The following is a 25355-nucleotide window of genomic DNA, read 5'->3' as shown; positions in this document are numbered from 1 at the left end:
AGGCAATCCCTTAGTTGTGCTTGTTTCAGGTGGGCTTGGCGATGCGCAGCCAATGGCCGGCGACGTCGAGCATGCGGTTGGCGAAGCCCCATTCGTTGTCGAACCACACCAGCAGATTGACCAGCCGGGGGCCGGAAACGCGGGTCTGGCTGCCATCGACGATAGCGGAATGGGGATCGTGGTTGAAATCGCAGGAGGCGTGGGGCAACTCGGTGTAGTCGATCAGCCCGGCCAGGGGACCGCTCCGGGCGGCGTCACGCAACAGGGTGTTGAGGGCGGGCGCCGTGGTGTCGCGGCCGACGATGCAGGTGATGTCCAGGCAGGAGACGTTGACCGTGGGTACGCGCACGGCGCGGGCCTGGATGCGCCCGCCGAGCTCGGGCAGCAGCCGTTCGATGCCGCGCGCCAGGCCGGTCGCCACCGGGATGATCGACTGGAACGCGGAACGCGTCCGCCGCAGATCTTCGGCATGGTAGGCGTCGATCACGGGCTGGTCGTTCATGGCCGAGTGGATCGTGGTGATGGAGACGTACTCCAGACCCAGGGTTTCGTGCAAAAGTTTCAGCACCGGGACGCTGCAGTTGGTGGTACAGGAGGCATTCGAGACCAGCGTCTCGTCACCGCGCAGGGTCTGCTGGTTGACCCCGTAGACCACGGTGGCATCCACGTCGGTCTCGCTGACCATGGGCTGGGAGAACAGCACCCGCGGCGCACCGGCGGCGAGAAAGCGTCCGGCCTCGGCGCGGGTGCTGAAGGCGCCGGAGCATTCCAGCACCAGATCGACGTCGAGCGCCCGCCAATCCACCCGCTCGGGCTCAGCTTCGCGGCGGATCTCCAGGGCCTGATCGCCGATGCGCAGGCGCTCACCCTCCAGCGCGACCCGGCCGGGAAAGCGGCCATGGGTGGAGTCGAAGCGGGTGAGGTATTCCAGGCTGGGCCGGTCGGCCAGATCGTTTAGGGCGACGATGGCGAGCTGGGTGGCCACGCCACGCTCGTGCAGCGCACGCAACACGCAACGACCGATGCGACCGTAGCCGTTGAGAGCGAGGCGATAGCGAGCGGAACTCATGCGTGAACGGACCCGGGCGCAAGCGAAAGGCCGATTATGCGGCGGTTCGACGACGAATGGGAGTCGCCAGGGTAGTCAGGTCGACTTTCGCACTACAAAAAGGCGCTCTCCTTGGCAGACAGGAAAGAAATCCGCCGCCTGGCCCGACATGCCTGCCGCAGCGACAACGGATCGCGGTCTGCAGGGAAGCCATGCAGGTAGTGCCAGGGGTTGCGGGGCTACCTGACGCTTCGCCCATGGCCTGGCGAAAACCGTCATCCGAGGGCGATAGATCAAAGGCATGACCCAGATCAAAAACCCTACTTGTTGTGTTGTAGAAATTACAAAACACCATATGTAGTATCTGGGCCGAACTTGAGGCCCAAGCCGCGCTCGAAGGAAAAGAGCCGTGGTGCCCCCGGCAAATGCCCGCTGGCCACAGGCTTTTTCCTTTGAATTCGCCCCACTACGGACAGGAGTCAGCCATGACCATCACCATCTACAGCAAGCCCGCCTGCGTGCAGTGCAACGCCACCTATCGTGCCCTGGACCGTCAGGGCATCACCTACCAGGTGGTGGATATCGAGCAGGACGCCCAGGCGCGCCAGACCGTGGAATCCCTGGGCTATCGCCAGGTGCCGGTGGTGGTGGCCGGTAACGACCACTGGGCCGGCTTCCGCCCGGACAAGCTCGGCCAGCTGGTGGCCTGAGGCCGGGGCCATGGGCGAGCTGCTGTATTTCTCCAGCACCTCGGAGAACACCCACAGATTCGTCGAGAAACTCGGGCTGCCGGCGCGGCGCATTCCCCAGGATCCCGCCGCCGAACCGCTCAAGGCCCGCGAGCCCTACATCCTGGTCTTGCCGACCTATGGCGGTGGGGGCAGGAAGGGCGCGGTGCCCAAGCCGGTGATTCATTTTCTCAACGATCCGCACAATCGCGCCCTGATCCGCGGCGTCATTGCCGCCGGCAACACCAACTTCGGCGAGGGCTACTGCCTGGGTGGACGCATCGTCGCCCAGAAATGCGCGGTGCCCCTGCTCTACCAATTCGAATTGCTCGGCACGACGGAGGATGTCGACCGGGTGCGCACGGGAGTGAACGACTTTTGGCAACGGCAGGCCTGACCCCGACCGGCAGCGACGCGGACTATCACGCACTCAATGCCATGCTCAATCTCTATGGTCCCAACGGCGAGCTGCAACTCGACAAGGACCGCCAGGCGGCGCGGCAGTACTTCCTGCAGCACGTCAACCAGAACACGGTGTTCTTCCATAACCTGGACGAGAAACTCGGCTATCTGGTGGACAAGGGCTACTACGAGGCGGCGGTGCTGGAGCAATACGCGCCGGCCTTCGTGAAGGCGCTGTTCGAGCGCGCCTATGCCTACAAATTCCGTTTCCAGAGCTTTCTCGGCGCCTTCAAGTACTACACCAGTTACACCCTCAAGACCTTCGACGGCCAGCGCTACCTGGAACGCTACGAAGACCGGGTGTGCATGGTTGCCCTGAGTCTGGCGCGCGGTGACGAACAGCTGGCCGAGTCCCTGGTGGACGAGATGATCAGCGGCCGTTTCCAGCCGGCCACCCCGACCTTTCTCAACGCCGGCAAGCGCCAGCGCGGCGAGCTGGTGTCCTGCTTCCTCCTGCGCATCGAAGACAACATGGAGTCCATCGGCCGCGCGGTGAATTCGGCGCTGCAGCTGTCCAAGCGTGGCGGTGGCGTGGCCTTCCTGCTGAGCAACGTGCGCGAGGTCGGGGCGCCGATCAAGCGCATCGAGAACCAGTCCTCGGGCATCATCCCGATCATGAAGCTGCTGGAAGACGCCTTCTCCTATGCCAACCAGCTGGGTTCGCGCCAAGGCGCCGGCGCCGTCTACCTCAACGCCCATCACCCGGACATCCTGAGATTCCTCGACACCAAGCGCGAGAACGCCGACGAGAAGATCCGCATCAAGACCCTGTCTCTCGGCGTGGTCATTCCGGACATCACCTTCGAGCTGGCCAAGCGCAATGCCGACATGTACCTGTTCTCGCCCTATGACGTGGAACGGGTCTATGGCGTGCCCTTCGCCGATATCAGCGTCAGCGAGAAATACGCGGAGATGGTGGCCGATGCGCGCATCCGCAAGCGCAAGATCAACGCCCGGGAATTCTTCCAGACCCTGGCGGAGATCCAGTTCGAGTCCGGCTATCCCTACCTGATGTTCGAAGACACGGTGAATCGCGCCAACCCAATCGCCGGACGCATCAACATGAGCAACCTCTGCTCGGAGATCCTCCAGGTCAACACCCCCAGCCGCTTCGACGAAGACCTGGGCTATGAGCACATCGGCCAGGACATCTCCTGCAACCTGGGTTCGCTGAACATCGCCCGCACCATGGATTCACCGGACCTGGGCCGCACCGTGGAGACCGCCATCCGCGGCCTCACCGCGGTCTCGGAAATGAGCGACATCCGCTGCGTGCCCTCGGTGGCCGCCGGCAACGCCGCCTCCCACGCCATCGGCCTGGGCCAGATGAACCTGCACGGCTACCTGGCTCGCGAGCACATCCACTACGGCTCGCCGGAAGGCCTGGATTTCACCAATCTGTACTTCTACACCGTCACCTACCACGCGGTGCGCGCCTCCAATCGCCTGGCCATCGAACGCGGCCAGAGCTTCCAGGGCTTCGCCGACTCCAAGTACGCCAGTGGCGAGTACTTCGATCAGTACACCGAGGGCGACTTCACCCCGCGTACCCCGCGGGTGGCAGAGCTGTTCGAGATGGCCGGCATCCGCCTGCCGACCCGCGCTGATTGGCAGGAACTCAAGGCCTCGGTGATCCAGCACGGACTGTTCAACCGCAACCTCCAGGCCATCCCGCCCACTGGGTCGATCTCCTATATCAACCACTCCACTTCGAGCATCCACCCCATCGTTGCCAAGGTGGAGATCCGCAAGGAAGGCAAGCTGGGCCGCGTCTACTACCCGGCGCCCTACCTGACCGACGACAACCAGGAGTATTACCAGGACGCCTACGAGATCGGCCCGGAAAAGATCATCGACACCTATGCCGAGGCCACCCGCCATGTCGACCAGGGGCTGTCGCTGACGCTGTTCTTCCGCGACACCGCCACCACCCGCGACATCAACCGGGCGCAGATCCATGCCTGGAAGAAGGGCATCAAGACGCTCTATTACATCCGCCTGCGCCAGGCCGCCCTGGAAGGCACCGAGGTGCAGGGCTGTGTGTCCTGCAGCCTGTGAGGAAATCGCCATGAACGCACCCGTCAACGCGCCGCGCCTGAAACTCATCAACGCCATCAACTGGAACCGCCTGCAGGACGACAAGGACCTGGAGGTGTGGAACCGCCTGACCGGCAACTTCTGGCTGCCGGAAAAGATCCCGCTGTCCAACGACATCCCCTCCTGGGCGACCCTGACGCCCAAGGAGCAACAGCTGACCATCCGCGTCTTCACCGGGCTGACCCTGCTGGACACCATCCAGAACGCCGTGGGCGCCCCGACCCTGCTGGCCGATGCCGTCACCCCCCACGAGGAAGCGGTGATCGCCAACATCGGCTTCATGGAAGCCGTGCACGCGCGCTCCTACAGCTCGATCTTTTCCACCCTCTGCTCGACGCCGGATGTGGACGAGGCCTATCGCTGGAGCGAGGAGAATCCCTATCTGCAGACTAAGGCCGAGCTGATCCTCGAGCGCTACCATGCCGAGGACCCGTTGCTGCGCAAGGTGGCCAGCGTCTTCCTGGAATCCTTCCTCTTCTATTCGGGCTTCTACCTGCCGATGTACTGGTCCAGCCGCGCCAAGCTGACCAATACCGCCGACCTGATCCGCCTGATCATTCGCGACGAGGCGGTGCATGGCTATTACATCGGCTACAAATTCCAGCAGGCCCTGGCCAAGGAAAGTCCGGAGCGCCGCCAGCAGGTCAAGGACTTCGCCTACGAGCTGCTGCAGGACCTCTACGACAACGAGGTGGCCTACACCGAGGACCTCTACGACAGCGTGGGCTGGAGCGAGGACGTGAAGAAATTCCTCCACTACAACGCCAACAAGGCGCTGATGAATCTGGGCTTCGAAGCGCTGTTCCCCAGCAGCATGACCGACGTCAGCCCGGCGATCCTCGCCGCCCTGTCGCCCAGCGCCGACGAGAACCACGACTTCTTCTCCGGCTCGGGTTCGTCCTATGTCATCGGCAAGGCGGTGAGTACCGAAGACGAGGATTGGAATTTCTGAGCCAACCCGCTGCTCCGGCAAGCCCCCTCTCCCTTGGGGAGAGGGCGTCCCTCGCGACAAATTCCCAGTGGAAAAGGCTGCGCCGTTTTCCAGGCTACGGCGCTGAGCCAACCCGCTGTTCCGGCAAGTCCCCTCCCCCCTGGGGAGAAGGTTGGGGTGAAGGCGGCCCGGGCGATGAAGCCCCCGGCGGAAAAGGCTGCGCCGTTTTCCACGCTACGACGCTAATAAGTGATACGGCCTATCGCGGCCATGGGCCGCTCCTACAGGGCAGCGCTGCTTTTGTAGGAGCGGCCCATGGCCGCGATAGCACAGGCTGCTCTATCAGACGCCCGCCCACGGCCGCGATAGCTCTCTACCTCAGCGGTCCCGTCCGAAAACGGCCAGTCGCCCCTACCTGGCGGTGCTAACCTGCCGCCATGAACGCCTTCCCCGATATACCCGCCTTCGAACGCGCCCGCCTGGCGCGGGACCCGCGTTTCGATGGCCTGTTCTACACCGCGGTGCTCACCACCGGCATCTATTGCCGACCGGTGTGCCCGGCGCAACCGCCACGCCCGGAAAACGTCAGCTACTACCCCAGCGCCGCGGCCGCCGAGGCCGCCGGCTATCGCCCCTGCCTGAGATGCCGCCCGGAACTCTCCCCTGCCGGCGGCCACTGGCAACGCGGCGACGCCACCCTGGCGCGTGCCCTGCGACTGATGGACGAAGGCCTGGAGGAAGGCGGTCTGCCCGCCCTCGCCGCCCGCCTCGATCTCAGCGAACGCCAGTTGCGCCGGCTGTTCGTCGAGCGCCTGGGCGCTGCGCCCCTGGCGGTGCTCACCACCCGCCGGCTGCTGTTTGCCAAGCAATTGCTCAGCGAGACCCGGCTGCCGATCACCGAGGTGGCCCTGGCCGCCGGCTTCGGCAGTCTCAGACGCTTCAACACCGCCTTTCGCGATGCCTACGACCTGGCCCCCAGCCAGGTGCGCAAGGGCCAGGCCGCGGCTTCGCCGGTGCTGGTCCTGCGCCTGGCCTATCGTCCGCCCTATGATTTTGACGCCCAGCTGGATTTCCTTCGCGGTCACGCCCTGCCCGGAGTCGAGGTGCTGGACGACACCAGCTACGCCCGGGTGATCGGCACGCCCGAACAGCCGGGCTGGCTGCGCGTCTCGGCCTGGGACGCCGACACGCCGGCGCTGCGCCTGGAGTTGCACGGTGCCGCACCCGGCGAACTGCAGGCGGCAGTGGCACGCATCCGCCGCATGTTCGATCTGGATGCCGATCCCGAAGCCATCGCCCAGGGCCTTTCCGTCGACCCGACCCTGGCCGAACTGGTGGCGCGCCGGCCCGGCCTGCGCCTGCCCAGCGGCTGGGACGGCTTCGAGATCGCCGTGCGCGCCGTCATCGGCCAGCAGGTCAGCGTGGTGGCGGCCACCACCATGACCGCCCGGGTGGTGCAGCGCTTCGGGCGGCCCTGGGGCGAGCCCGGCCACGAGGCCAGTCGTCCGCCAGCCGGTCTGCACCACTTCTTTCCCACGGTGGAGGCCCTGGCCGATGCCGCCCTGGAAGACCTCACCGGCCTCGGCCTGATCCGCGCCCGCGCCGGTACCCTCGGCACGGTGGCCCGGGCCTTGCGTACCGGCGAGGTGGACTTCGACACCGGGCGCACCCTGGACGACTTTGCCCGGCGCTGGATCGCGCTCAAGGGCATAGGTCCCTGGACCGCCCAGTACATCGCCCTGCGCGCCCTCGCCCATCCCGATGCCTGTCCGGTGGAAGACCTGGTGTTGCAGAAACGCCTGGCGCCGCCCGGCGAGCGCCTGACCGCCAAGGCCCTGTACGCCCGCGCCGAAGCCTGGCGACCCTGGCGCGCCTACGGGGTGATGCAGGTCTGGCGCGAGGCCACCTGGAAGGCACCTGCCGACGCCCCCGCCGAACCCGTACCCACCCGTCTCGCCATGGAGTCGCCCCGATGATCGCCTACTGCCTGCTGGACAGCCCCATAGGAACGCTTACCCTGGCCGCCGACGACAGTGGCCTGCGCGTGGTGGAGTTTCCCGAGAATCGCTACCTGGCCAAGCGCGATGCCAGCTGGAGCGCCGCCGACCATCCGATCCTCGACCTGGCCCGCGCGCAGCTCGGCGAGTACTTCGCCGGCCAGCGCCAGACGTTCGAGCTGCCGCTGGCACCGCGCGGCACCCCCTTCCAGCTGGCGGTCTGGCAGGCCCTGGCGGAGATCCCTCACGGCCAGACCTGGAGCTATGGTCAGCTCGCCAGCCACCTCGGGCGGCCCCAGGCGATGCGCGCAGTGGGCGCCGCCAACGGGCGCAATCCGTTGCCCATCGTGCTGCCCTGCCACCGGGTGATAGGGGCGTCCGGCGCCCTGACCGGCTTTGGTGGCGGCCTGCCGACCAAGCAATTCCTGTTGGAACTGGAAGGCGCCTTGCCAGCGCCGCGGGATCTCTTCGCGGCGTCCTAGCCCGCCACCGCGCCAGAACCTGGCTGATAAAAGGCTCTAGCATGCGCCTTACAGCGCTTGAGCCGGTGCACTTCTGTAGCGCAAACTGGAATTTTCCATTCGCAAGGATGCGATGCGATGTCCAGCTCAGCCAACGCCCCGACCTTCACCCTGACGCTGGACGGCGTCGCCCACGATTTCCAGGTGCTCGCCTTCGACGGCCACGAAGCCATCGGCCAGCCCTATCGCTTCCAGCTCGAGCTGGTCAGCGAGCGCCCGGACTGGCCGCTGGAGTCACTGTTGCAGCGCTCCGCCTTTCTTGCCCTGGGTGCAGGTGACCGGGGCATCCACGGCCAGCTCGCCGCCGTGGCCCAGGGCGATTCCGGTCGACGCCTGACCCGCTATCGCGCCGAGCTGGTGCCACGCCTGGCCCAGCTGGCTCACCGCGTCAATTCCCGCCTCTTCCAGGGGCGCAACGTTCCCGAGATCCTCGCGCAGCTCCTCGGGGAGCACGGCATCCTCGACGGCGACTATCGCTTCGCCCTGGGCCCGACTCGCTATCCACCGCGCGACTACTGCGTGCAATACGGCGAAAGCGATCTGGCCTTTCTCACCCGCCTCTGCGAGGAAGAGGGCCTGCACTTTCACCACCAGCATCGTCGCGACGGTCATGTGCTGGTCTTTGGCGATGACGCCACCAGCTTTGCGCAGCTGGGCGCCACCCGCTATCTAGCCGGCAGCGGCCTGGTGGCGGACGAGCCCGCGATCAGTCACCTGGCGGTCGCGCTGCAGATCCGCAGCAGCGCCAGCCTCCTGCGCGCTCATGATCCGCTGCAACCTCGGCTGCGCCTGCAGAGCAGTACGGACGCCGCGGCCCAGCCCGCGCTGGAGGACTATGGCTTTCCCGGGCGCTTCACCGATCGCGCACGCGGGCAGCGCCTGAGCAGCCGGCGCCTGGAACGTCTGAGAGGCGACGCCCTCCAGGCCCAGGGCACGAGCGACCAGCCCAGCCTGGTGAGCGGGCACTTCCTGCCGCTGGAACAGCATCCGCGCGCCGACTGGAATCAGCTCTGGCTGTTGACCGAGATCCAGCACCAGGGCCGGCAGCCGCAGGTCCTGGAGGAAGACGTTGCCGACCGGATCCCGGCCGACGGCTTCGCCCAGGGCTATCGCAACAGCTTTGTCGCGCGGCCGTGGGCGCTGCCCTTCCGCCTGCCCCTGCGCCATCCCAAACCCCGGCTGCTGGGCGCCCAGAGCGCCGTGGTCACCGGACCGGCCGGCGAGGAAATACACTGCGATGCCCTGGGCCGAATCAAGGTGCAATTCCACTGGGATCGCGAAGGCCAGGCGGATGAGCACAGCAGTTGCTGGCTGCGGGTCGCCAGCGGCTGGGCCGGTAACGGCCACGGCGCCCTGAGCCTGCCGCGGATCGGCATGGAGGTACTGGTCGGCTTTCTCGAAGGCGATCCCGATCAGCCGCTGGTGATCGGCTGCCTGTACCATGCCGAGCAGCGGCCGCCGCTGGAACTGCCCAGGGACCAGACCCGCAGCACCTTCAAGAGCCTCAGCAGCCCCGGCGGCAACGGCTACAACGAACTCCGCAGCGAGGATCAATGGGGTCAGGAAGAGATCCATGTCCATGCCCAGCGCGACTGGGACGAACGCATCGGCCACGACCACCGCAGCGAGATCGGCCACGAACGCCATGAGCGCATCCGGGGCAACAGCTACAGCACCTTCCACGCCGAGGAACACCGCATCACCCGGGGCGAACGCCGCACCGAGGTGCGCGCCGACGATCACCTGGACATAAACACGAGTCAGCATCTGCGGCTGGACGGCAGCCTGCTGGTCGAGGCGGTAGCGAGATCCGGCTGCACAGTGGCCAGAAGATCGTCCTGGAAGCCGGCGCCCGCCTCACCCTCAGGACCGGCGGCAGCTTTGTGCAGCTGGATGCCGGCGGGGTCACCCTAGCTGGCCCGAGCATCCGGGTGAATCCCTGAGCGCGTGCCGAATCGCGGACACAAAAAAGCCACGCCTAGGCGTGGCTTTTCGGATTACCGCAACAGGACTCAGTCTTCCAGCAACTCGCCGGCCACCGCCAGGACATTGTCCAGGGTGAAGCCGAAGTGCTCGAACAGCGCCGCCGCCGGAGCGGATTCGCCGTAGGTGTGCATGCCGATGATACGACCGTCGAGACCGACGTACTTGTACCAGAAGTCGGCGATGCCGGCCTCGATGGCGATGCGCGCGCCGACTTCCACCGGCAGGACCTGCTGACGGTACTCGGGGCTCTGGCGGTCGAAGACGCTGGTGCTGGGCATGGAGACCACGCGCACCTGGCGACCTTCGGCGGTCAGGCGGTCATAGGCCTGCACCGCCAGGCCGACTTCGGAGCCGGTGGCGATGAGGATCAGCTCGGGTTCGCCGTTGCAGTCCTTGAGCACGTAGCCGCCACGGGCGGCGTTGCCCAGGGTGGCGGCGTCACGCACGCTGTGGGTCAGGTTCTGGCGCGAGAAGATCAGCGCGCTGGGACCGTCGCGACGCTCCAGGGCCGAGGTCCAGGCGATGGCGGATTCCACCGCGTCGGCCGGACGCCAGGTGTCCAGGTTGGGGGTGTAGCGCAGCGAGGCCAGCTGCTCCACCGGCTGGTGGGTGGGGCCGTCTTCGCCGAGACCGATGGAGTCGTGGGTGAAGACATAGAGCACCCGCTGCTTCATCAGCGCCGACATGCGCACCGCGTTGCGGGCGTATTCCATGAACATCAGGAAGGTGGCGCCGTAGGGCACCAGGCCGCCGTGCAGGGCGACGCCGTTCATGATGGCGCTCATGCCGAATTCACGCACGCCGTAGTGGACATAGTTGCCGCTGGCGTCTTCGGCAGTGACGCCCTGGGCGCCCTTCCACAGGGTCAGGTTGGAGCCGGCCAGGTCGGCGGAACCGCCGAGCAGTTCGGGCAGCAGCGGACCAAAGAACTGCAGGGCGTTCTGGCTGGCCTTGCGGCTGGCGATGGTCTCGCCCTTGCTGGCGACGTCCTGGATGAAGGCGGCGGCGCGCTCGGCGAAATCGGCGGGCAGATCACCGGCCATGCGGCGCTTGAACTCGGCGGCCAATTGCGGATGGGCCTGGGCGTAGGCGGCGAACCGCTCGTTCCACTCGGCCTCGGCGGCGGCGCCGCGCTCCTTGGCGCTCCACTCGGCATAGATGTCGGCGGGAATCTCGAAGGGCGCATGGGCCCAGCCGAGCAGCTCGCGCGCGGCCTGGATCTCGTCGTTGCCCAGCGGCGCGCCGTGGCACTCTTCCTTGCCCTGCTTGTGCGGTGCGCCGTAGCCGATCACGGTCTTGCAGCAGATCAGGGTGGGCTTGTCGCTCTTGCGCGCGGTGTCCAGGGCGGTCTGGATCTCGTCGGCGTCATGGCCGTCGACGTTGCGGATCACCTGCCAGCCGTAGCTCTCGAAGCGCTTGGGGGTGTCGTCGGTGAACCAGCCTTCGACCTCGCCATCGATGGAGATGCCGTTGTCGTCGTAGAAGGCGATCAGCTTGGACAGGCCCAGGGTGCCGGCCAGAGAGCAGACCTCGTGGGAGATGCCTTCCATCATGCAGCCATCGCCGAGGAAGGCGTAGGTGTGGTGGCCGACGATCCGGTGGCCGTCACGGTTGAACTGCGCAGCCATGACCTTTTCCGCCAGGGCGAAGCCCACGGCGTTGGCGATGCCCTGACCCAGGGGGCCGGTGGTGGTCTCGATACCCGGGGCGTAGCCGTATTCGGGGTGGCCCGGGGTCTTGCTGTGCAGCTGCCGGAAATTCTTCAGGTCGTCGATGGACAGGTCGTAGCCGGACAGGTGCAGCAGCGAATAGATGAGCATGGAGCCGTGGCCGTTGGACAGCACGAAGCGGTCGCGGTCGGCCCACAGGGGATTGCCAGGGTTGTGCTTGAGCTGATCGTGCCAGAGCACCTCGGCGATGTCGGCCATGCCCATGGGGGCGCCGGGGTGGCCACTGTTGGCCTTTTGCACGGCATCCATGCTGAGGGCGCGGATGGCGTTGGCTCGATCACGACGGCTGGGCATTGCGGTGTCTCCTGGCAGAGGCAGAGCGAAGGGGCCGTTATTCTGGCCCAGCCAGGGCACTTCCAGCAATCGGCGCGGTCGCCTCAGCCCGCCGGGCAGACCGTGGCGCCGTCGACCACGAAGGCGCGTGCCACCGGTTCGATGCGCCTGGCCAGGGTCGCCAGGGCCTGGCGGTGCGCCGCCACGACCTCGGCATAGGAGCCGCCGGCGGGCTGGCTGATCCGGCTGCCACAGGTGAGCACCCGCTCCCCGCCCGGTTCGGCCAGGCGCAGGGTCCAGAGCGCGTCCTGCTGCACGCCACGCCCGGGCTGCGAATCGAAGCGCTGCAGATCCACCTTGATGCGCAGCACCGAGGCACCACTGCCGCGCGGGGCATCGCCTAGGTCCAGGGTACCGAGGTCCCGGGACAGGTCGGCGGACAGGGCGCTGCGCACCTCGTCGGCCAGGGGCGCGATCCAGCGTTCGTTCTCCAGCAGGGCGATGCCGTCGCCCTGGCGGACCACCAGTTGCGGCTGATCCACCTGCGGCGGGACCGAGACGCCTTGCAGGGCGAAGCGGAAATTCGCGGTGCGCGCCTGGGACGCGGGTTCCGCGGCGCTGGTCAGGGTGTGGTAGTTGAGCGGCGCCTTGGATGAACAGGCGGCCAGCAGCAGGGGCAGAGCCAGGCAGGTCAGGCGCTTCATTGCAGTTTTCCTTTGGCGGGATCGCGGGAGCCCGGCTCGAACTTGGGCGGCGGATCGGTCACCAGACCGCGGATCAGGGATTCCGGATGGCGGCCGAGGTAGTCGCCGAACACGCGCAGGGAACGCGCCATGCGCTGCATCTCTTCGAGGGTCTGGGTCAGATTCTGCTGCACCGGCGAATCGGCGCCCAGGCTCTGGCTGGCGCTGCCGGTGAGCTGCTGCACGCCCATCAGGGTGGTGGTCAGTTGCGGCAGGACGCCAGCGTTGAGCTGCTTGAGGGTGCCGCTGAGCTGCGCCAGGCTGGTGTCGAGATTCTTGCCGATGGAATCGAAGGGGATCTTGTCGATCTTGTTGACGATGCCGGCCATCTGCTCCTGCAGGCGATCGAAGCTGCCGGTGACGGTGGGAATCGACAGCGGCTTGGCCTGGGGATCGAAGGCCACCTTGGGCGCATTGGGCACGAAGTCGACGGAAATGTAGAGCTGACCGGTCAGCAGGTTGCCGGTGCGGGCCTGGGCGCGCAGACCACGGGCCACCCAGCCGGCGAACAGCTTGCCGTCGCGGTCCTTGGTCTCGATGCGCTTGCCGACGTCACCCAGCCGCTGGGGATAGATGACCGCGCCGACGATCAGCGAGAAGCGATCCTGGCTGTCCTCGTAGTCGGGGGTCAGGGACACCACCCGGCCGACGTTCATGCCGAGGAATTCCACCGGTGCTCCGGTCGACAGCCCGCGCAGCGACTGCTGGAATCTCATCCGCACATAGAAGGGCTCGCCATCCGGCGGGGCCAGGGCGCTGGTCTGGTCGTCGAACAGGGTGAAACTCTGGTCTTCCTGGGCCTCCTGCGGATCCTTCGGCCATTCGGGGGTGACGAAGGCGATGCCGCCCGCCACCACCGTGGCCAGCGACTGGGTATTGAGCTTGAGCCCGGAGGCGCTGAGCGAGACATCGACCCCGCTGGCGTTCCAGAAGCGGCTGTTGGCGGTGACGAAGCGGTCGTAGGGCGAATCGATGAAGACCTGGGCGCTGACACCCTTGCCATCCGGATTGAGGTGGAAGGACACCACCCGGCCGACCTGGATGCGCCGGTAATAGACCGGTGAGCCGACGTCCAGCGAGCCGATGTCGTCGGCGGTGACGATGAATCTTTTGCCCGAGGCCCCGTGGATCAGCGCCGGCGGCTGCTCCAGACCGCGGAAGTCGCGATGGGATTCGCTGGAATCGCCGATGTCGGCACCGATGAAGGCGCCCGACACCAGGGTGTCGACCCCCGAGACGCCATTGACGCCGAAGCGCGGACGCACCACCCAGAAGCGGGCGTCCTTGGTGGCGAAGCCCTCGGCGGACTTTTCCAGCTCGATGGTGGTGATCACCCGGTTGCGATCCGGCGCCAGCTGGATGTCGCTGACGGTGCCGATCACCACGTTCTTGTACTTGACCTGGGTCTTGCCGGCTTCCAGGCCCTCGGCGGTGAGAAAGGTCACCGTGATGGTCGGACCGCGCGAGGCCCAGCTGTGGATCACCATGGACAGCCCGATCAGGGCCGCCACGATGGGCACCAGCCAGATCAGCGATACGCTCCAGCGACTGCGGCGTACCTCGGGGGTAGGCGCCAGGGCGTCGGGTTCATGCCTGTCCGTCATCGTTCACCTCTGCATCCCAGATCAAGCGGGGATCGAAACTCATCGCGGCGAGCATCGTCAGCACTACCACGAAACCAAAGAACACGATACCCAGGCGCGGCGCCGCCGAACTCAGGGCACCGAAGTGCACCAGCGCCGAGACCAGGGCCACCACGATCACGTCGAGCATCGACCAGTAGCCGATCAGCTCGACGAAGCGATAGAGCCGGGCACGCTGGGCGGTGGCCCAGTCGCTGCGGCGCTGGCAGGTCACCAGCAGGGTGCCGAGCACCAGAAACTTGATGGAGGGCACCGCCACGCTGGCGATGAAGATCACCAGGGCGACGCCCCAGGAGCCGTTCTCCCAGAATTCGATCACCCCTTCGAGGATGGTGCTTTCCGTGCCGCGGCCCAGGGTACCGGTGAACATCACCGGCAGGGTATTGGCCGGGATATAGAGGATCAGCGCGGCGAGCAGATAGGCCCAGGTCTTGGCATAGACGTTCGGCTTGCGCCGGTGCAGCGCCGAGCCGCAGCGCGGGCAGCCGGCCTTGTGCCGGCGTGGCGCGCTGCAGACCTTGCCGCAGACGTGGCAGAGGCACAGGCCGAGTTCGTCGGCGCGCGGCGGCAGCTGGGGCGCGGTCACGGCTCGCGCTCCCCGACGGCGTCCCACAGCGGGTGCAGGTCGCGCTTGGCGATGATCAGCAGGACCACCATCAGCCCGACCATGCCGAACAGCCCCAGGCCCACCACCACGTGCAGCAGCCCGGCGAGCTTGATCACCGCCACCAGGGCGCCGAGCACGAAGACCTCGATCATGCTCCAGGGCCGCAGGTAATGCAGGGTGACCATGGCCGTGGCGAAGCCGGGCGCGCGGCGGCCGAGCTGGGCGAAGCCGAGCACCCAGAGCAGCAGGACGATCTGCAGCAGCGGCACCACGAACAGGGTCATGGCCACCACCAGCGCCATGGGGCCGGCGAAGCCGCGACTCATGGCGACCACCGATTCCAGCAGGGTCGCCTCGCTGTGCAGGCCGCGAAAGCTGAGTTGCAGGATCGGCCCGACATTGGCGATCACGAACAGCACCGCCGCGGCGATCGCCAGCGCCAGCAGACCCTGGATATCCAGCCGGCTGGCGCGATAGAGCAAGGCGCCACAGCGCAGACAATGCGCCCGCTCACCCACCGCGAGGGGTTCGAGGCGATGCACCGAATCGCAGTGCTCGCAGATCACCAGGCGCGTGCCGGCAGCAGGCGCGGAAGGAGATGGTGGCTGGACGGACATGGGTTACCCGGTGACGCTCCTGGAAGGGGGCTGCAGGTTGGACGCGCGAGGCTCGCGGTCGTTACCGCAACGCCGCGAAGACCGCTGAGCAAAAGGCCCGGGCATCTTACCTTCCTCGGCGAAGGTATGCGCGGCCAGCCGCTGCGGGCAAGTATCAAAACTTTTTGATGCTTTTCTTGCGAGGCCCGGGACGGGTCTCTAGACTAGCGCCCCATGAATCCCCTACGTGTGCCGGCGCTCGGCCAGGAACCAGGAGACACCCTCGCCGCCCTGTGCAAGGCCGGTGGCGATCCCCTGCGCCTGAACGTCCTGCGCGCCCTGCACAGCGCCTCCTTCGGCGTGCTGGAACTGGCACAGATCTTCGCCACCGGCCAGTCCGGCATCAGCCACCACCTCAAGGTGCTGGCCCAGGCGCAGCTGGTGGCCACCCGCCGCGAGGGCAATGCCATCTTCTATCGCCGCGCCCTGCCGCGTCCCGGCAGCCTGGGAGGCGCCCTGCACGCCGCCCTGCTCGAAGAGGTGGACAGCCTGGCCCTGCCCGGCGCCGTGCAGACGCGGATCGGCGAGGTGCATGCCCAGCGCGCGGCGGTGAGTCGCGACTTCTTCGCCCGGGTGGCGGAAAAATTCCAGGCCCAGCAGGACCTCATCGCCAGTCTGCCGCAGTATCGCGACGGCCTGCTCAGCCTGCTGGACGCCCTGGCCCTGGATCCGCGCGGCTGCGCCCTGGAGGTGGGCCCGGGCGACGGCGCCTTCCTGCCGGACCTGGCGCGGCGCTTCGCCCGGGTGGTGGCGGTGGACAACAGCCCGGCCATGCTCGAACTGGCGCGTCAGCGCTGCCAGCGCGACGGTCTCGCCCATGTCGAACTGCAACTGGCCGACGCCCTCGCCGAGCCGCTGCCCGCGGCCGACTGCGTGGTCCTCAACATGGTCCTGCACCATCTGGCCGCACCGGCGGAAGCCCTGCAGCAACTGGCCCGGCGCGTGGCGCCGGGTGGCAGCCTGGTGATCACCGACCTCTGCCCTCACGACCAGACCTGGGCGCGCGCGGCCTGTGGCGATCTCTGGCTCGGCTTCGACCAGGACGAACTGGCGCGCTGGGCCCAGGCCGCCGGCCTGCAGGCGGGCGAAAGCCTCTACCTGGGCCTGCGCAACGGCTTTCAGATCCAGGTGCGCCAGTTCGCGCGCCCGGATCAGGGAAACACCCCGTCATGAGGCCAACTGGCCAGTGGCGGGCGGACCCGACGCTCAAGGGCGTCATGTCCAGCAAGGAAACTGCTGTCTCGACCGGCCTGCGGGCCCCTACCCCCTGGTAATTTAGGAACCATTCGATGAGCGAATATTCCCTGTTCACCTCCGAGTCCGTGTCCGAAGGCCATCCGGACAAGATCGCCGACCAGATCTCCGATGCCGTGCTCGACGCCATCATCACCCAGGACAAGCACGCCCGTGTGGCCTGCGAGACCCTGGTCAAGACCGGTGTGGCCATTGTCGCCGGTGAGGTGACCACCTCCGCCTGGGTCGACCTGGAGCAACTGGTGCGCGACGTCATCGTCGACATCGGCTACGACAGCTCGGACGTGGGCTTCGACGGCGCCACCTGCGGCATCGTCAACATCATCGGCAAGCAGTCGGTGGATATCGCCCAGGGCGTCGATCGCAGCAAGCCGGAAGACCAGGGCGCCGGCGACCAGGGCCTGATGTTCGGCTATGCCTGCAACGAGACCGATGTACTGATGCCTGCGCCCATCACCTTCTCCCACCGCCTGGTGGAGCGTCAGGCCGAGGCACGCAAGTCGGGCCTGCTGCCCTGGCTGCGTCCGGACGCCAAGTCCCAGGTGACCTGCCGCTACGAAGGCGGCAAGGTGGTCGGCATCGACGCCATCGTGCTGTCCACCCAGCACAATCCCGAGGTCAAATACGCCGACCTGCGCGAAGCCGTGATGGAGCTGATCGTCAAGCACGTCATCCCCGCCGAGCTGCTGCACAAGGACACCCAGTTCCACATCAACCCGACCGGCCAGTTCATCATTGGCGGCCCGGTGGGTGACTGCGGTCTGACCGGCCGCAAGATCATCGTCGACAGCTACGGCGGCATGGCCCGTCACGGCGGTGGCGCCTTCTCCGGCAAGGACCCGTCCAAGGTCGACCGCAGCGCCGCCTACGCCGGTCGCTATGTGGCCAAGAACATCGTCGCCGCCGGCCTGGCCGATCGTTGCGAGATCCAGGTGTCCTACGCCATCGGCGTGGCCCAGCCCACCTCCATCTCGATCAACACCTTCGGCACCGCCAAGATCAGCGACGAGAAGATCGTGCAGCTGGTGCGCGAGCATTTCGACCTGCGCCCCTACGCCATCACCACCATGCTCGACCTGCTGCACCCGATGTACCAGGCCACCGCGGCCTATGGTCACTTCGGCCGCCACCCGCAGGAAGTCACCGTGGGCGACGACACCTTCACCACCTTCACCTGGGAACGCACCGACCGCGCCGCCGCCCTGCGCGCCGCCGCAGGCCTGTAACACGCCTCCCGGCAAACAGCCCCGCCACCGCTGGTGCCGGGGCTTTTTTCTGGGTCTGCACGCGGGATCCCAGCGCTTTCTTGCGCCAGTCCACAGCCTGGCACGCGCGATGCAACCTCTGGGCATCTGATGGTCAGAATGCCTCGTCTTCCCCAGGAGTCTGCTTATCCATGTGGCTGTTCATCACCAACTTCGGCGATTCTTCGGTGATGCTTCCCTGCGCCGTGCTGATCGCGCTCTGGCTGCTGGCCGGTCTGTCCGCGCGGGCGGCACTGCTCTGGCTGCTGCTGTTTGGTGCCGCCGGGCTCAGCGTTGCCCTGTCGAAGATCGCCTTCTTCGGCTGGGGCCTGGGCATCCCCCGCCTGGACTTCACCGGCTTCAGCGGCCACTCCATGCTGGTTGGCAGCGTGCTGCCGGTCCTCGGCTGGCTGCTGGCCAGCCGGGCGCGGCCGTCGCTGCGGCTGAGCGCAGCCGCCCTCGGCGCGCTCTGTGCCCTGCTCATCGCCGTCTCGCGGGTGGTGCTGGGCTATCACTCGATCTCGGAAGTGGTGACCGGCCTGCCCATCGGCTATGCCGCCAGCGGCAGCCTGCTGTGGCTGCTGCGGGGCCAGGAGGTCAACCTCAGACCGCGCCAGGCCGCGCTGGGCGCCAGCCTGCTGCTGTTGCCCCTGTTGCTGCTGCATGGCACCAACGCCCCGACGCAACGGGTGCTGGAGCGGTTGGCGGTGAAATTCGCCGACGAGCAGAAGCCCTGGACCCGCGCCCATCAGCGTGCCGGCGTGGCACCGCTGCAGAACTGAGCAAGGCCCAGCACCTGCAATAGACGGCCCGCGGCTGGCGAATACCCAGCGGACTCCTAGACTGGCAGAAGCCCCGACGTTCCCGGGGTGAACGCCAGGGCCTTTCGGCCCCTCCTAGTTAAGTCAGTCCTTGCCGCCGAGTCGTCCGCATGCGCTACTGCCTCCCCCTTGTCTGCAGCCTGGTGCTTACCGGGCTGCCCGCGTCACCCGTGGCGGCTGCCGAGTCCTTGCGGCTCTATACCTGGGAAGGCTACTTCAGCGACACCCTGCTGCAGCGCTGGGCCAAGGCCCATCCCACCGTGCAGGAAATCCATTTCGACAGCAGTGACGTACGCGACGCGACCCTGGCGCGCGGCGATGTCGATCTCGACCTGGTGGTGATCAACGAGGTCAGCGCCACCCGCCTCGGTCAGGACGGCCTGCTGACCCGCATCGACCCTCAGCGCCTGCCGCATCTGCGCGAGCTCGATCCGCGCTGGCGCCAGAGTTGCGGCGACTATGCCGTGCCCTACGTCTGGGGCACCCTGGGTCTGCTCTATCGCAGCGATCGCCTGGCCCAGGCGCCTTCTTCCTGGCAGCCGCTGCTGCAGCCGGAGCCGGCCCTGCACGGTCATATCGCCATGCTCGAAGACCACGACGATCTGCTGGTCGCCCCCCTGATCACCCTGGGCGCCGCCATCAACAGCGACGATCCCGAGCTGCTCCGACGCAGCTTCGCCCTGCTCAAGGCCCAGGCCCCGGCGGTGCTGACCTATCAGTACGTGGTCAGCGCCCTGCGCAATCCGGCCTACAGCGATCGCATCGAGCTGGCCCTGGGCTACAGCGGCGACCAGCACCTGCTCAATGCCGCGACCCCCGGACAGCCCTGGCGCTTCGTCACGCCCCGCGAAGGCAGCCTGCTATGGGTGGACTGCGTGGCCCTGCTCAGCAGCTCCCGGCACCAGGCGGCCGCCTGGCGCTTCATCGATTTCCTCAACGAGCCGCGCAATGCCGTGCTGGCGACCGAGGAACTGCACCTGGCGACCCCCAACGCCGGCGCCCTGCGCCTGCTGCCGGCAGACCTGCGCCAGGATCCCAGCCTGTTCCCCCCTGACGACGTGCTCGCCCGCAGCCAGGTCTTTCGTGAAGGTCCACCCGACACCTTCCAGACCCGGCAACGCATCGGCAGCGCTTTGGTAGGTCGCCATGACGCTCAATAGGCGCGCCCTGCTGCTGATCCTGCCGGTCGCCCTGCTCTGCAGCCTGACCCTGGTGGGGCTGGGCTACACGGTGCAGCGCGAGGCGGTGATCGGCCTCGAACGTTCGCGGCTCAACCACGACCTGGCGGCGCTGGAAACCACCTATCGCGAGTACGATCACTTCAGCCGCAACCTGCTCTATGCCCTGTCCAACAGCGCCGCCCTGGGCAACTTCCTGCGGCAGACCGAGGTGCCCTATCGCAACGAAGCCCTGGGTACCCAGCTGCAACTGGCGGTGCGCCAGCTGGCCGGCGACGATGCACCCAGCCACATCTCCCTGGCGATCGCCCGCCCCGATCTCAGCCTGGCCTACTACTACGAGCGCAGCGGCGATCCCTTCGCCCAGTTGAGCGGCGTCCAGCGCCAGTTGCTCGCACGCCTGGCCCGGGAGCCGAACGGCCCGCTGGAGCGGCGCGACTATCTGCTCGACGAGCAGGGGCGTTCGTTGCTGGTGGCGACCACCTCGCTGCTGCCGAGCACCGCCGGACCGCCCCTGCCGGGGCAGCGCGGCCTGGCGATGACGCTGCAGCTGGCGGTCAGCCCGGACCGGATGGAGGCCCTGCGCCGCAGCCTGGAACAGAGCTATGGCGCCCCCCTGAAATTCAGCCGGACACCGCTCACCCGCACCCGCGACTTCAGTGCCATCGAGCGGCTGTCGCCTGATCTCTATGTACGCCTGACCCCGGACCCGGGACGCCTGGACAAGGAATTGCGCCGCCTGGCGATCGCCTACTTCAGTGGCGGCCTGCTGGTGACCCTGGCCTGCATCCTGGTGCTGATCTTGCTGATCCGCCGCTACATCACCCGGCCCATCGCCCGCCTGGACAGCCAGCTCACGGAAGTCCTGGAAGGCCAGCGCCAGGCGCTCGAAACCGGCGACGAACCCGGCGAGATCGGTCACCTGGGTGCCAACATGAAGCGCCTGCACGACAACAACCTGGCCATCCTGGCGCAATTGCGCACGGCCTTGCGCACCGACGTCCTCACCCAGATCGGCAACCGCCGCTATTTCCAACTCATGGGCGAATCCTGGCTGGCGGGCAAGCCGGACGGTCGTCGTATCGCCCTGCTCTATTTCGGCCTGGACCATTTCAAGTCGGTGAACGACAGATTCAGCCACGAGGTGGGCGATGAACTGCTGCAGGCCGTCGCCCGGCAGACCCAGCAACAGCTTAAGGCCTATCAGGCAGACAACGAGCTGGTGTTTACCCGCCTGGCGGGCGATGAATTCGCCATCCTGCTACGTGGCCCGGCAGCGGCGACCGATGCCCTCGCCCTGGGCCAGCAGCTGCAGCAGAACCATGACAACGGCACCCTGGTGGGCGAACGCCGCTATGCGGTGACCCTGAGCATCGGCCTGGCGACCCCCGAGGCGCCGCTGGACCTGGCCGACCTGCTGGCCCAGGCCGATCTGGCCCTGGAGCGGGCCAAGAACGAAGGCGGCAATCGCCTGGTGCATTTCACTCCGGAGCTGGCCGCGCGCCAGCGCCGCCAGGATCTGCTGGACGAATACCTGCGGCACCTCAACCCGGACGAGGAGTTTCACCTGGTCTACATGCCGGCGGTCGACAGTGCCGGCCAGGTACGCTCCGCCGAGACCCTGCTGCGCTGGAATTCGCCCCGCCTCGGCGCCGTGTCACCGGCGGAGTTCATCCCCATCGCCGAGCGCCAGGGACATTTCCGCTGGATCGATCGCTGGGTCGTGGACCAGGCCTGCCGCGAGTATCCCGCGCTGCAAGAGGTACTGGGCACCGATCTGGTGCTGTCCGTCAACCTGTCTTCCGCGCAACTGGATCAGGCCGACATCGTGCCCTATCTGCGCGAGCGGGTGCGCCACCACGGCGTCGATCCGGCCCACCTGGAACTGGAATTCACCGAGACCTTCGCCGCCGAGTTGAACGAGCGGACCCTGGGACTGCTGCACGAATTGCGCGCCGAGGGCTTTCGCGTGGCCATCGACGATTTCGGCGTGGGCTACACCTCCATCCAACAGGTCACCGACTATCCCGCCGACACCATCAAGTTTGACCGGCTCATCGTCGAGCGCCTCAGCCAACCCGGCAACCAGGCCAGCCTGGTTGCGCTCATCGCCTTCTGCCATGCCCGCGATGCCCAGGTGATCGCCGAGGGCGTGGACACCGAACTCAAGCAGCTCTGCCTGCAACAGGCCGGGTGCGATCTCCTGCAGGGTTTTCTGGTGTGCCCGCCACGGCGCTTGGACGAATTGCGCGACTGGCAACGCCAACGGCTGGGCGATCCCAGCCGGGTCTAGGGATGACGCTCACTGGCGCAAGGTCAGCGAGCGCTACCAGGTGGAGCTGCGCTTAGAAGTCCAGCGACAGGCCCAGGCCCACGCCCTGCTGGTGGGTATCGCCCGCACCGGCATAGCTGTAGCCGCCGCGCAGGGTCAGCTCCGGCGTCAGCCGCTGGACCACGCCCAGACTCAGGCGGGTGCGGTCGCTGTCGGGCTGGTAGCCGTCCAGGGTGTAGTCCAGGCCTGGCACGCTGTTCAGGCGCATGGTCACATCGCGAGTGCCATCGGCGAATTCCCGCTCACGGCCCAGATCGGCGAACAGCGCCGTGGCCGGTGCGAGTTGCCAGCGGCCCTGCAGGCCCAGCCCCAGTCGCCGCGAGGTGCTCGACTGGTCGTCGAATTCCAGCGCCGTGGCGTCGTTGCCGCGCTCCCGGTAGCCGTCCACCTGGACACGGGCATAGTCGGCGCTGAGATAGGGACTCAGGTGCCAGGGACTGCCGGCCGCTGCCAGGTCGTACCCCAGGCGCGCCGAGAGGGCGCGCAGATCGCCGTCGGTATCGCCCTGCTCGCTGCGGGTGGTCGGGCCAAGCGCGAAGCGCCGGCTCAGGTCGTCGTAGTCCAGCCGTCCGCCGGTGGCGGTGAGATCGCCCCAGAGGCGCTCGCCCTGGTACTGGGCGAAGGCGCTGAGCAGATAGCTGTTGAGGCGATAGTCGGAATCGGCCGCACCGGGTTCCAGGTGTTGCCGCGCGACCCCGGCGGCGACACCGAGGCGCCATTCCTCGCTGAGTCGATAGCTGCCACCCAGGTCCAGGCTGTAGCCGTTGCCATCGCCGCCGGCAGTGCTGCGCTGGTCGTCGACGTCCAGGCGCCGCGCGCTGGTATCCACATAGCCCTGCCAGCGTCCCACCGGCTGCCAGGCATGCCAGTCGCCCAGCCAGCGCTGGTGCAGGCCGTCCTGGTGCGCCCTGAGGGTGGACTGGGCCATCTCCGGCAGCAGGGTGACCTCCCAGGGTGCGGCCAGCAGCGAATAGGCATAGTCGGCGATCAGCCGCTGACCGGTGATGGTCGGGTGGACGCGATCGTTGAACAGCAGCTGGCTGGGATCGGCCGCCGCCGCGCCCAGGCCATAGGTGGCATTGCGGGTGCAGCTGTCGCCGCTGAAGCAGGTGCCAGTCAGATTCTGCCCGCTGGCCAGGCCATAGCGCCCCGGTTCGGCCACCACCTCGGCCAGCAGCTGGGGCACGTTGAGGCCGATGATCTCGGCGTCGATGCCGGCCAGGCGCGCCACCAGCGCCTGGTTGTAGACCCGGCTCAGGGCCGAGCTGGCCGCCTGTTGCGGCGAACCGGCCAGGGCCGGGGTCTGGCCGATGTCGGGCAGCAGCCAGACCACCATGTAGCGGGCGCCGGCCTGCTGCAGCGCAGCGACGCCGTCACCCAGGCGATTGGCCGCGGCTGCCGCGGTGGCCGGCGAGGTGACCAGTCCCTGGAGGAAGTCGTTACCCCCGCCGCTGATGTAGAACAGGGTATTGGGATCCAGACTCAGGCCCTGGCTGGCAAGTCCGGGCAGGTAGCCGTCCCGGCTGCGCAGGATCAGGCCACCCACCGCCACCACCGAGCCGTTGCGAGCGGTGATGGAGTCGCGGATCTGCGCCGTGGTGTAGCCGCCCGTGGCCCAGTTGTCACCATCGCTCAGGCCGATCCGCTGATTGATCAGCGAGGTGGAGGCGTCCAGGGTACGGACATCGAAGCCCAGTTGCTGGCCGAGCAGCATCGAGGACACCGGTCCGGTCACCGCGCCGCTGGCCGGGCTGTAGCCCGGCCCGACGCGGTTGGTGAATCTGAGGCTGGCGCCATTGACCCCGGTGTCGGGAAACTGCCCGGCATCGAGCAGGCTGTCGCCGAACACGGTGAAGCCACTGTAGGGATTGGGAGCCGCCTGGGCGGTTGCCGCGAGCGCCGTGGCCAGGGCGATGGCCAGCGGCAGGCGTTGCCGGAGAAAAGATGTCATGCCTGCATCCTTGATTGTTGTTATCGGAGCACGCGTCAGGGCGTGTAGCCCCACGCTAGACGGTTTTTGTGACGTTGTATCTGGGTGTGAACAAAAACTTGCAGGACGTTCATGCCGTCTGGACGGCATGCCAGACGGCTGTCGATAGTTCGACCAGGGCGGCCCGCCATGACTGTCGAGTCTGCTGATCAACCAGTGGCAGCGCTCATGGGGGTGCTGACGCTGAGCGCCCGCTGAGATAGCCCCCTTTCCCTCTGGGAGAGGGTTGGGGTGAGGGCTCTCTGGCGGCGAACCCCAGTGGAAAAGGCTGCGCCGTTTTCCACGCTACGATTTTCTCCGGGCGACGACGCTGAGCACCCGCTCGGATAGCCCCCTCTCCCCCGGGGAGAGGGTTGGGGTGAGGGCCCCTGGCCAGCGAACCCCCAGTGGAAAAGACTGCGCCGTTTTCCACGCTACGGTTTCATCCGGGACGACGACGCTGAGCGCCCGCTCGGATAGCCCCCTCTCCCTCTGGGAGAGCGTTGGGGTGAGGGCCCCTGGCCAGCGAACCCCCAGTGGAAAAGGCTAACGCCGTTTTCCACGCTACGGTTTTCTCCGGGCGACGACGCTGAGCACCTGCTCGGATAACCCCCTCTCCCTCTGGGAGAGGGCTGGGGTGAGGGAGCGGCGAGATCCCTGTCCCGCCAGCTACCTCACTGCCCCAGCTTGCCCGCCTCGCAACCGGTGCTGGCGCACTCGCGCAGGCGTTCCTTGAGCACCTCCAGGCGGCTGTCGGTCAGGGTGACGGCGCAGTCCAGATTGACGAAGTAGCCATCGGCCTCCTCGCGGGCGCACTGGCTGTCGCGCTGCTTGATCCAGGCCAGCTGGCGCTGCTTGAGCACGGCCTGCTGATCGGCCGGCAGCTGCTTGCGCAGCTCGCCATAGGTCTGGTTCAGCGACTTGTCGCTCTGGGCGAACAGGTTGCTGGCGCAATAGACGGTATCGAAGGCATTGCGCGGCGTGCCGCAACCGGCGGCCTGAGCCGTGGCGAAACCGAAGATACCGGTCAGGGTGAAGGTGGCGACGAGGGTGGTCTTGAGCATGGCAGCATCCTGCAAGGAGGCCGTCCGGAGTGGCGCGGCCATGAGACCAAACCTAGCAGAGCCATCGGCTC

19 protein-coding genes and 1 pseudogene are annotated in these 25355 nt (G+C 67.2%); 12 read left to right on the top strand and 8 right to left on the bottom strand.

Annotated elements, in window-relative coordinates:
• Positions 1-25: 25 nt before the first annotated feature.
• On the bottom strand, positions 26-1069 hold the full coding sequence (gene epd / locus AABM56_RS01835; protein ID WP_133860522.1) for an erythrose-4-phosphate dehydrogenase: 1044 nt from the start codon (positions 1067-1069) through the stop codon (positions 26-28).
• Positions 1070-1533: 464 nt separating this feature from the next.
• On the opposite strand from epd, the gene nrdH reads away from it, so the two are divergent.
• From nrdH to AABM56_RS01800, 7 genes and pseudogenes are all read left to right on the top strand, one after another.
• Positions 1534-1758 (top strand): glutaredoxin-like protein NrdH, encoded by a 225-nt coding sequence (nrdH, locus tag AABM56_RS01830; protein WP_133860521.1) that lies wholly within the window; start codon positions 1534-1536, stop codon positions 1756-1758.
• Positions 1759-1768: 10 nt separating this feature from the next.
• The gene (gene nrdI, locus AABM56_RS01825) at positions 1769-2173 is read left to right on the top strand and encodes a class Ib ribonucleoside-diphosphate reductase assembly flavoprotein NrdI (protein ID WP_133860520.1); all 405 of its coding nucleotides are present in this window, start codon (positions 1769-1771) and stop codon (positions 2171-2173) included.
• Positions 2155-4296 carry a class 1b ribonucleoside-diphosphate reductase subunit alpha gene (nrdE, locus tag AABM56_RS01820; protein ID WP_133860519.1) on the top strand — a complete coding sequence of 714 codons (2142 nt, stop codon included), beginning with the start codon at positions 2155-2157 and terminating at the stop codon, positions 4294-4296. The genes nrdI and nrdE overlap by 19 nt, the downstream gene beginning before the upstream one ends.
• 10 nt (positions 4297-4306) lie before the next feature.
• Positions 4307-5287 (top strand): class 1b ribonucleoside-diphosphate reductase subunit beta, encoded by a 981-nt coding sequence (nrdF, locus tag AABM56_RS01815; protein ID WP_133860518.1) that lies wholly within the window; start codon positions 4307-4309, stop codon positions 5285-5287.
• 416 nt (positions 5288-5703) lie between these two features.
• A complete protein-coding gene (locus tag AABM56_RS01810) occupies positions 5704-7242 on the top strand; it encodes a DNA-3-methyladenine glycosylase 2 (protein ID WP_133860517.1) in 1539 nt (512 codons plus the stop codon).
• The gene (locus AABM56_RS01805; protein ID WP_133860516.1) at positions 7239-7745 is read left to right on the top strand and encodes a methylated-DNA--[protein]-cysteine S-methyltransferase; all 507 of its coding nucleotides are present in this window, start codon (positions 7239-7241) and stop codon (positions 7743-7745) included. Before AABM56_RS01810 ends, AABM56_RS01805 begins: the two co-directional genes overlap by 4 nt.
• 117 nt (positions 7746-7862) lie before the next feature.
• Positions 7863-9727, top strand: a pseudogene (locus tag AABM56_RS01800) (type VI secretion system tip protein VgrG).
• Between the two features lie 69 nt (positions 9728-9796).
• Here the strand turns inward: AABM56_RS01800 and tkt are convergent.
• From tkt to AABM56_RS01775, 5 genes are all read right to left on the bottom strand, one after another.
• On the bottom strand, positions 9797-11794 hold the full coding sequence (tkt, locus tag AABM56_RS01795; RefSeq protein WP_347883807.1) for a transketolase: 1998 nt from the start codon (positions 11792-11794) through the stop codon (positions 9797-9799).
• Between the two features lie 83 nt (positions 11795-11877).
• Positions 11878-12477 (bottom strand): membrane integrity-associated transporter subunit PqiC, encoded by a 600-nt coding sequence (locus tag AABM56_RS01790; RefSeq protein WP_133860514.1) that lies wholly within the window; start codon positions 12475-12477, stop codon positions 11878-11880.
• A complete protein-coding gene (locus tag AABM56_RS01785; protein ID WP_133860513.1) occupies positions 12474-14120 on the bottom strand; it encodes an intermembrane transport protein PqiB in 1647 nt (548 codons plus the stop codon). Before AABM56_RS01785 ends, AABM56_RS01790 begins: the two co-directional genes overlap by 4 nt.
• Positions 14104-14703, bottom strand: a complete 600-nt coding sequence (locus AABM56_RS01780; RefSeq protein ID WP_256664471.1) for a paraquat-inducible protein A — start codon at positions 14701-14703, stop codon at positions 14104-14106. Before AABM56_RS01780 ends, AABM56_RS01785 begins: the two co-directional genes overlap by 17 nt.
• Before the next feature lie 38 nt (positions 14704-14741).
• Complete coding sequence (locus AABM56_RS01775) at positions 14742-15383, bottom strand: paraquat-inducible protein A (RefSeq protein WP_133860511.1); 642 nt, start codon at positions 15381-15383, stop codon at positions 14742-14744.
• Between the two features lie 213 nt (positions 15384-15596).
• Between AABM56_RS01775 and AABM56_RS01770 the strand changes: the two genes are divergently transcribed.
• From AABM56_RS01770 to AABM56_RS01750, 5 genes are all read left to right on the top strand, one after another.
• Positions 15597-16595 carry a metalloregulator ArsR/SmtB family transcription factor gene (locus tag AABM56_RS01770; protein ID WP_133860510.1) on the top strand — a complete coding sequence of 333 codons (999 nt, stop codon included), beginning with the start codon at positions 15597-15599 and terminating at the stop codon, positions 16593-16595.
• A gap of 116 nt (positions 16596-16711) precedes the next feature.
• Positions 16712-17902: a methionine adenosyltransferase gene (gene metK / locus AABM56_RS01765; protein WP_064307819.1), complete on the top strand. Its 1191-nt coding sequence runs from the start codon at positions 16712-16714 to the stop codon at positions 17900-17902.
• A gap of 170 nt (positions 17903-18072) precedes the next feature.
• The gene (locus AABM56_RS01760) at positions 18073-18702 is read left to right on the top strand and encodes a phosphatase PAP2 family protein (RefSeq protein WP_133860509.1); all 630 of its coding nucleotides are present in this window, start codon (positions 18073-18075) and stop codon (positions 18700-18702) included.
• A gap of 149 nt (positions 18703-18851) precedes the next feature.
• The gene (locus AABM56_RS01755; protein ID WP_285386543.1) at positions 18852-19901 is read left to right on the top strand and encodes a spermidine/putrescine ABC transporter substrate-binding protein; all 1050 of its coding nucleotides are present in this window, start codon (positions 18852-18854) and stop codon (positions 19899-19901) included.
• Complete coding sequence (locus AABM56_RS01750; RefSeq protein WP_285386544.1) at positions 19888-22212, top strand: GGDEF domain-containing phosphodiesterase; 2325 nt, start codon at positions 19888-19890, stop codon at positions 22210-22212. Before AABM56_RS01755 ends, AABM56_RS01750 begins: the two co-directional genes overlap by 14 nt.
• Before the next feature lie 52 nt (positions 22213-22264).
• Here AABM56_RS01750 and AABM56_RS01745 read toward each other — a convergent pair whose 3' ends face one another.
• Positions 22265-24202 carry an autotransporter domain-containing protein gene (locus AABM56_RS01745; RefSeq protein WP_347883806.1) on the bottom strand — a complete coding sequence of 646 codons (1938 nt, stop codon included), beginning with the start codon at positions 24200-24202 and terminating at the stop codon, positions 22265-22267.
• A gap of 692 nt (positions 24203-24894) precedes the next feature.
• On the bottom strand, positions 24895-25284 hold the full coding sequence (locus AABM56_RS01740; protein ID WP_133860505.1) for a lysozyme inhibitor LprI family protein: 390 nt from the start codon (positions 25282-25284) through the stop codon (positions 24895-24897).
• Positions 25285-25355: the final 71 nt, after the last annotated feature.

Source organism: Pseudomonas aestiva, from assembly GCF_039908605.1.
Taxonomy (GTDB): domain Bacteria; phylum Pseudomonadota; class Gammaproteobacteria; order Pseudomonadales; family Pseudomonadaceae; genus Chryseomonas; species Chryseomonas aestiva.
This window is presented reverse-complemented; position numbering and strand designations above follow the sequence as displayed.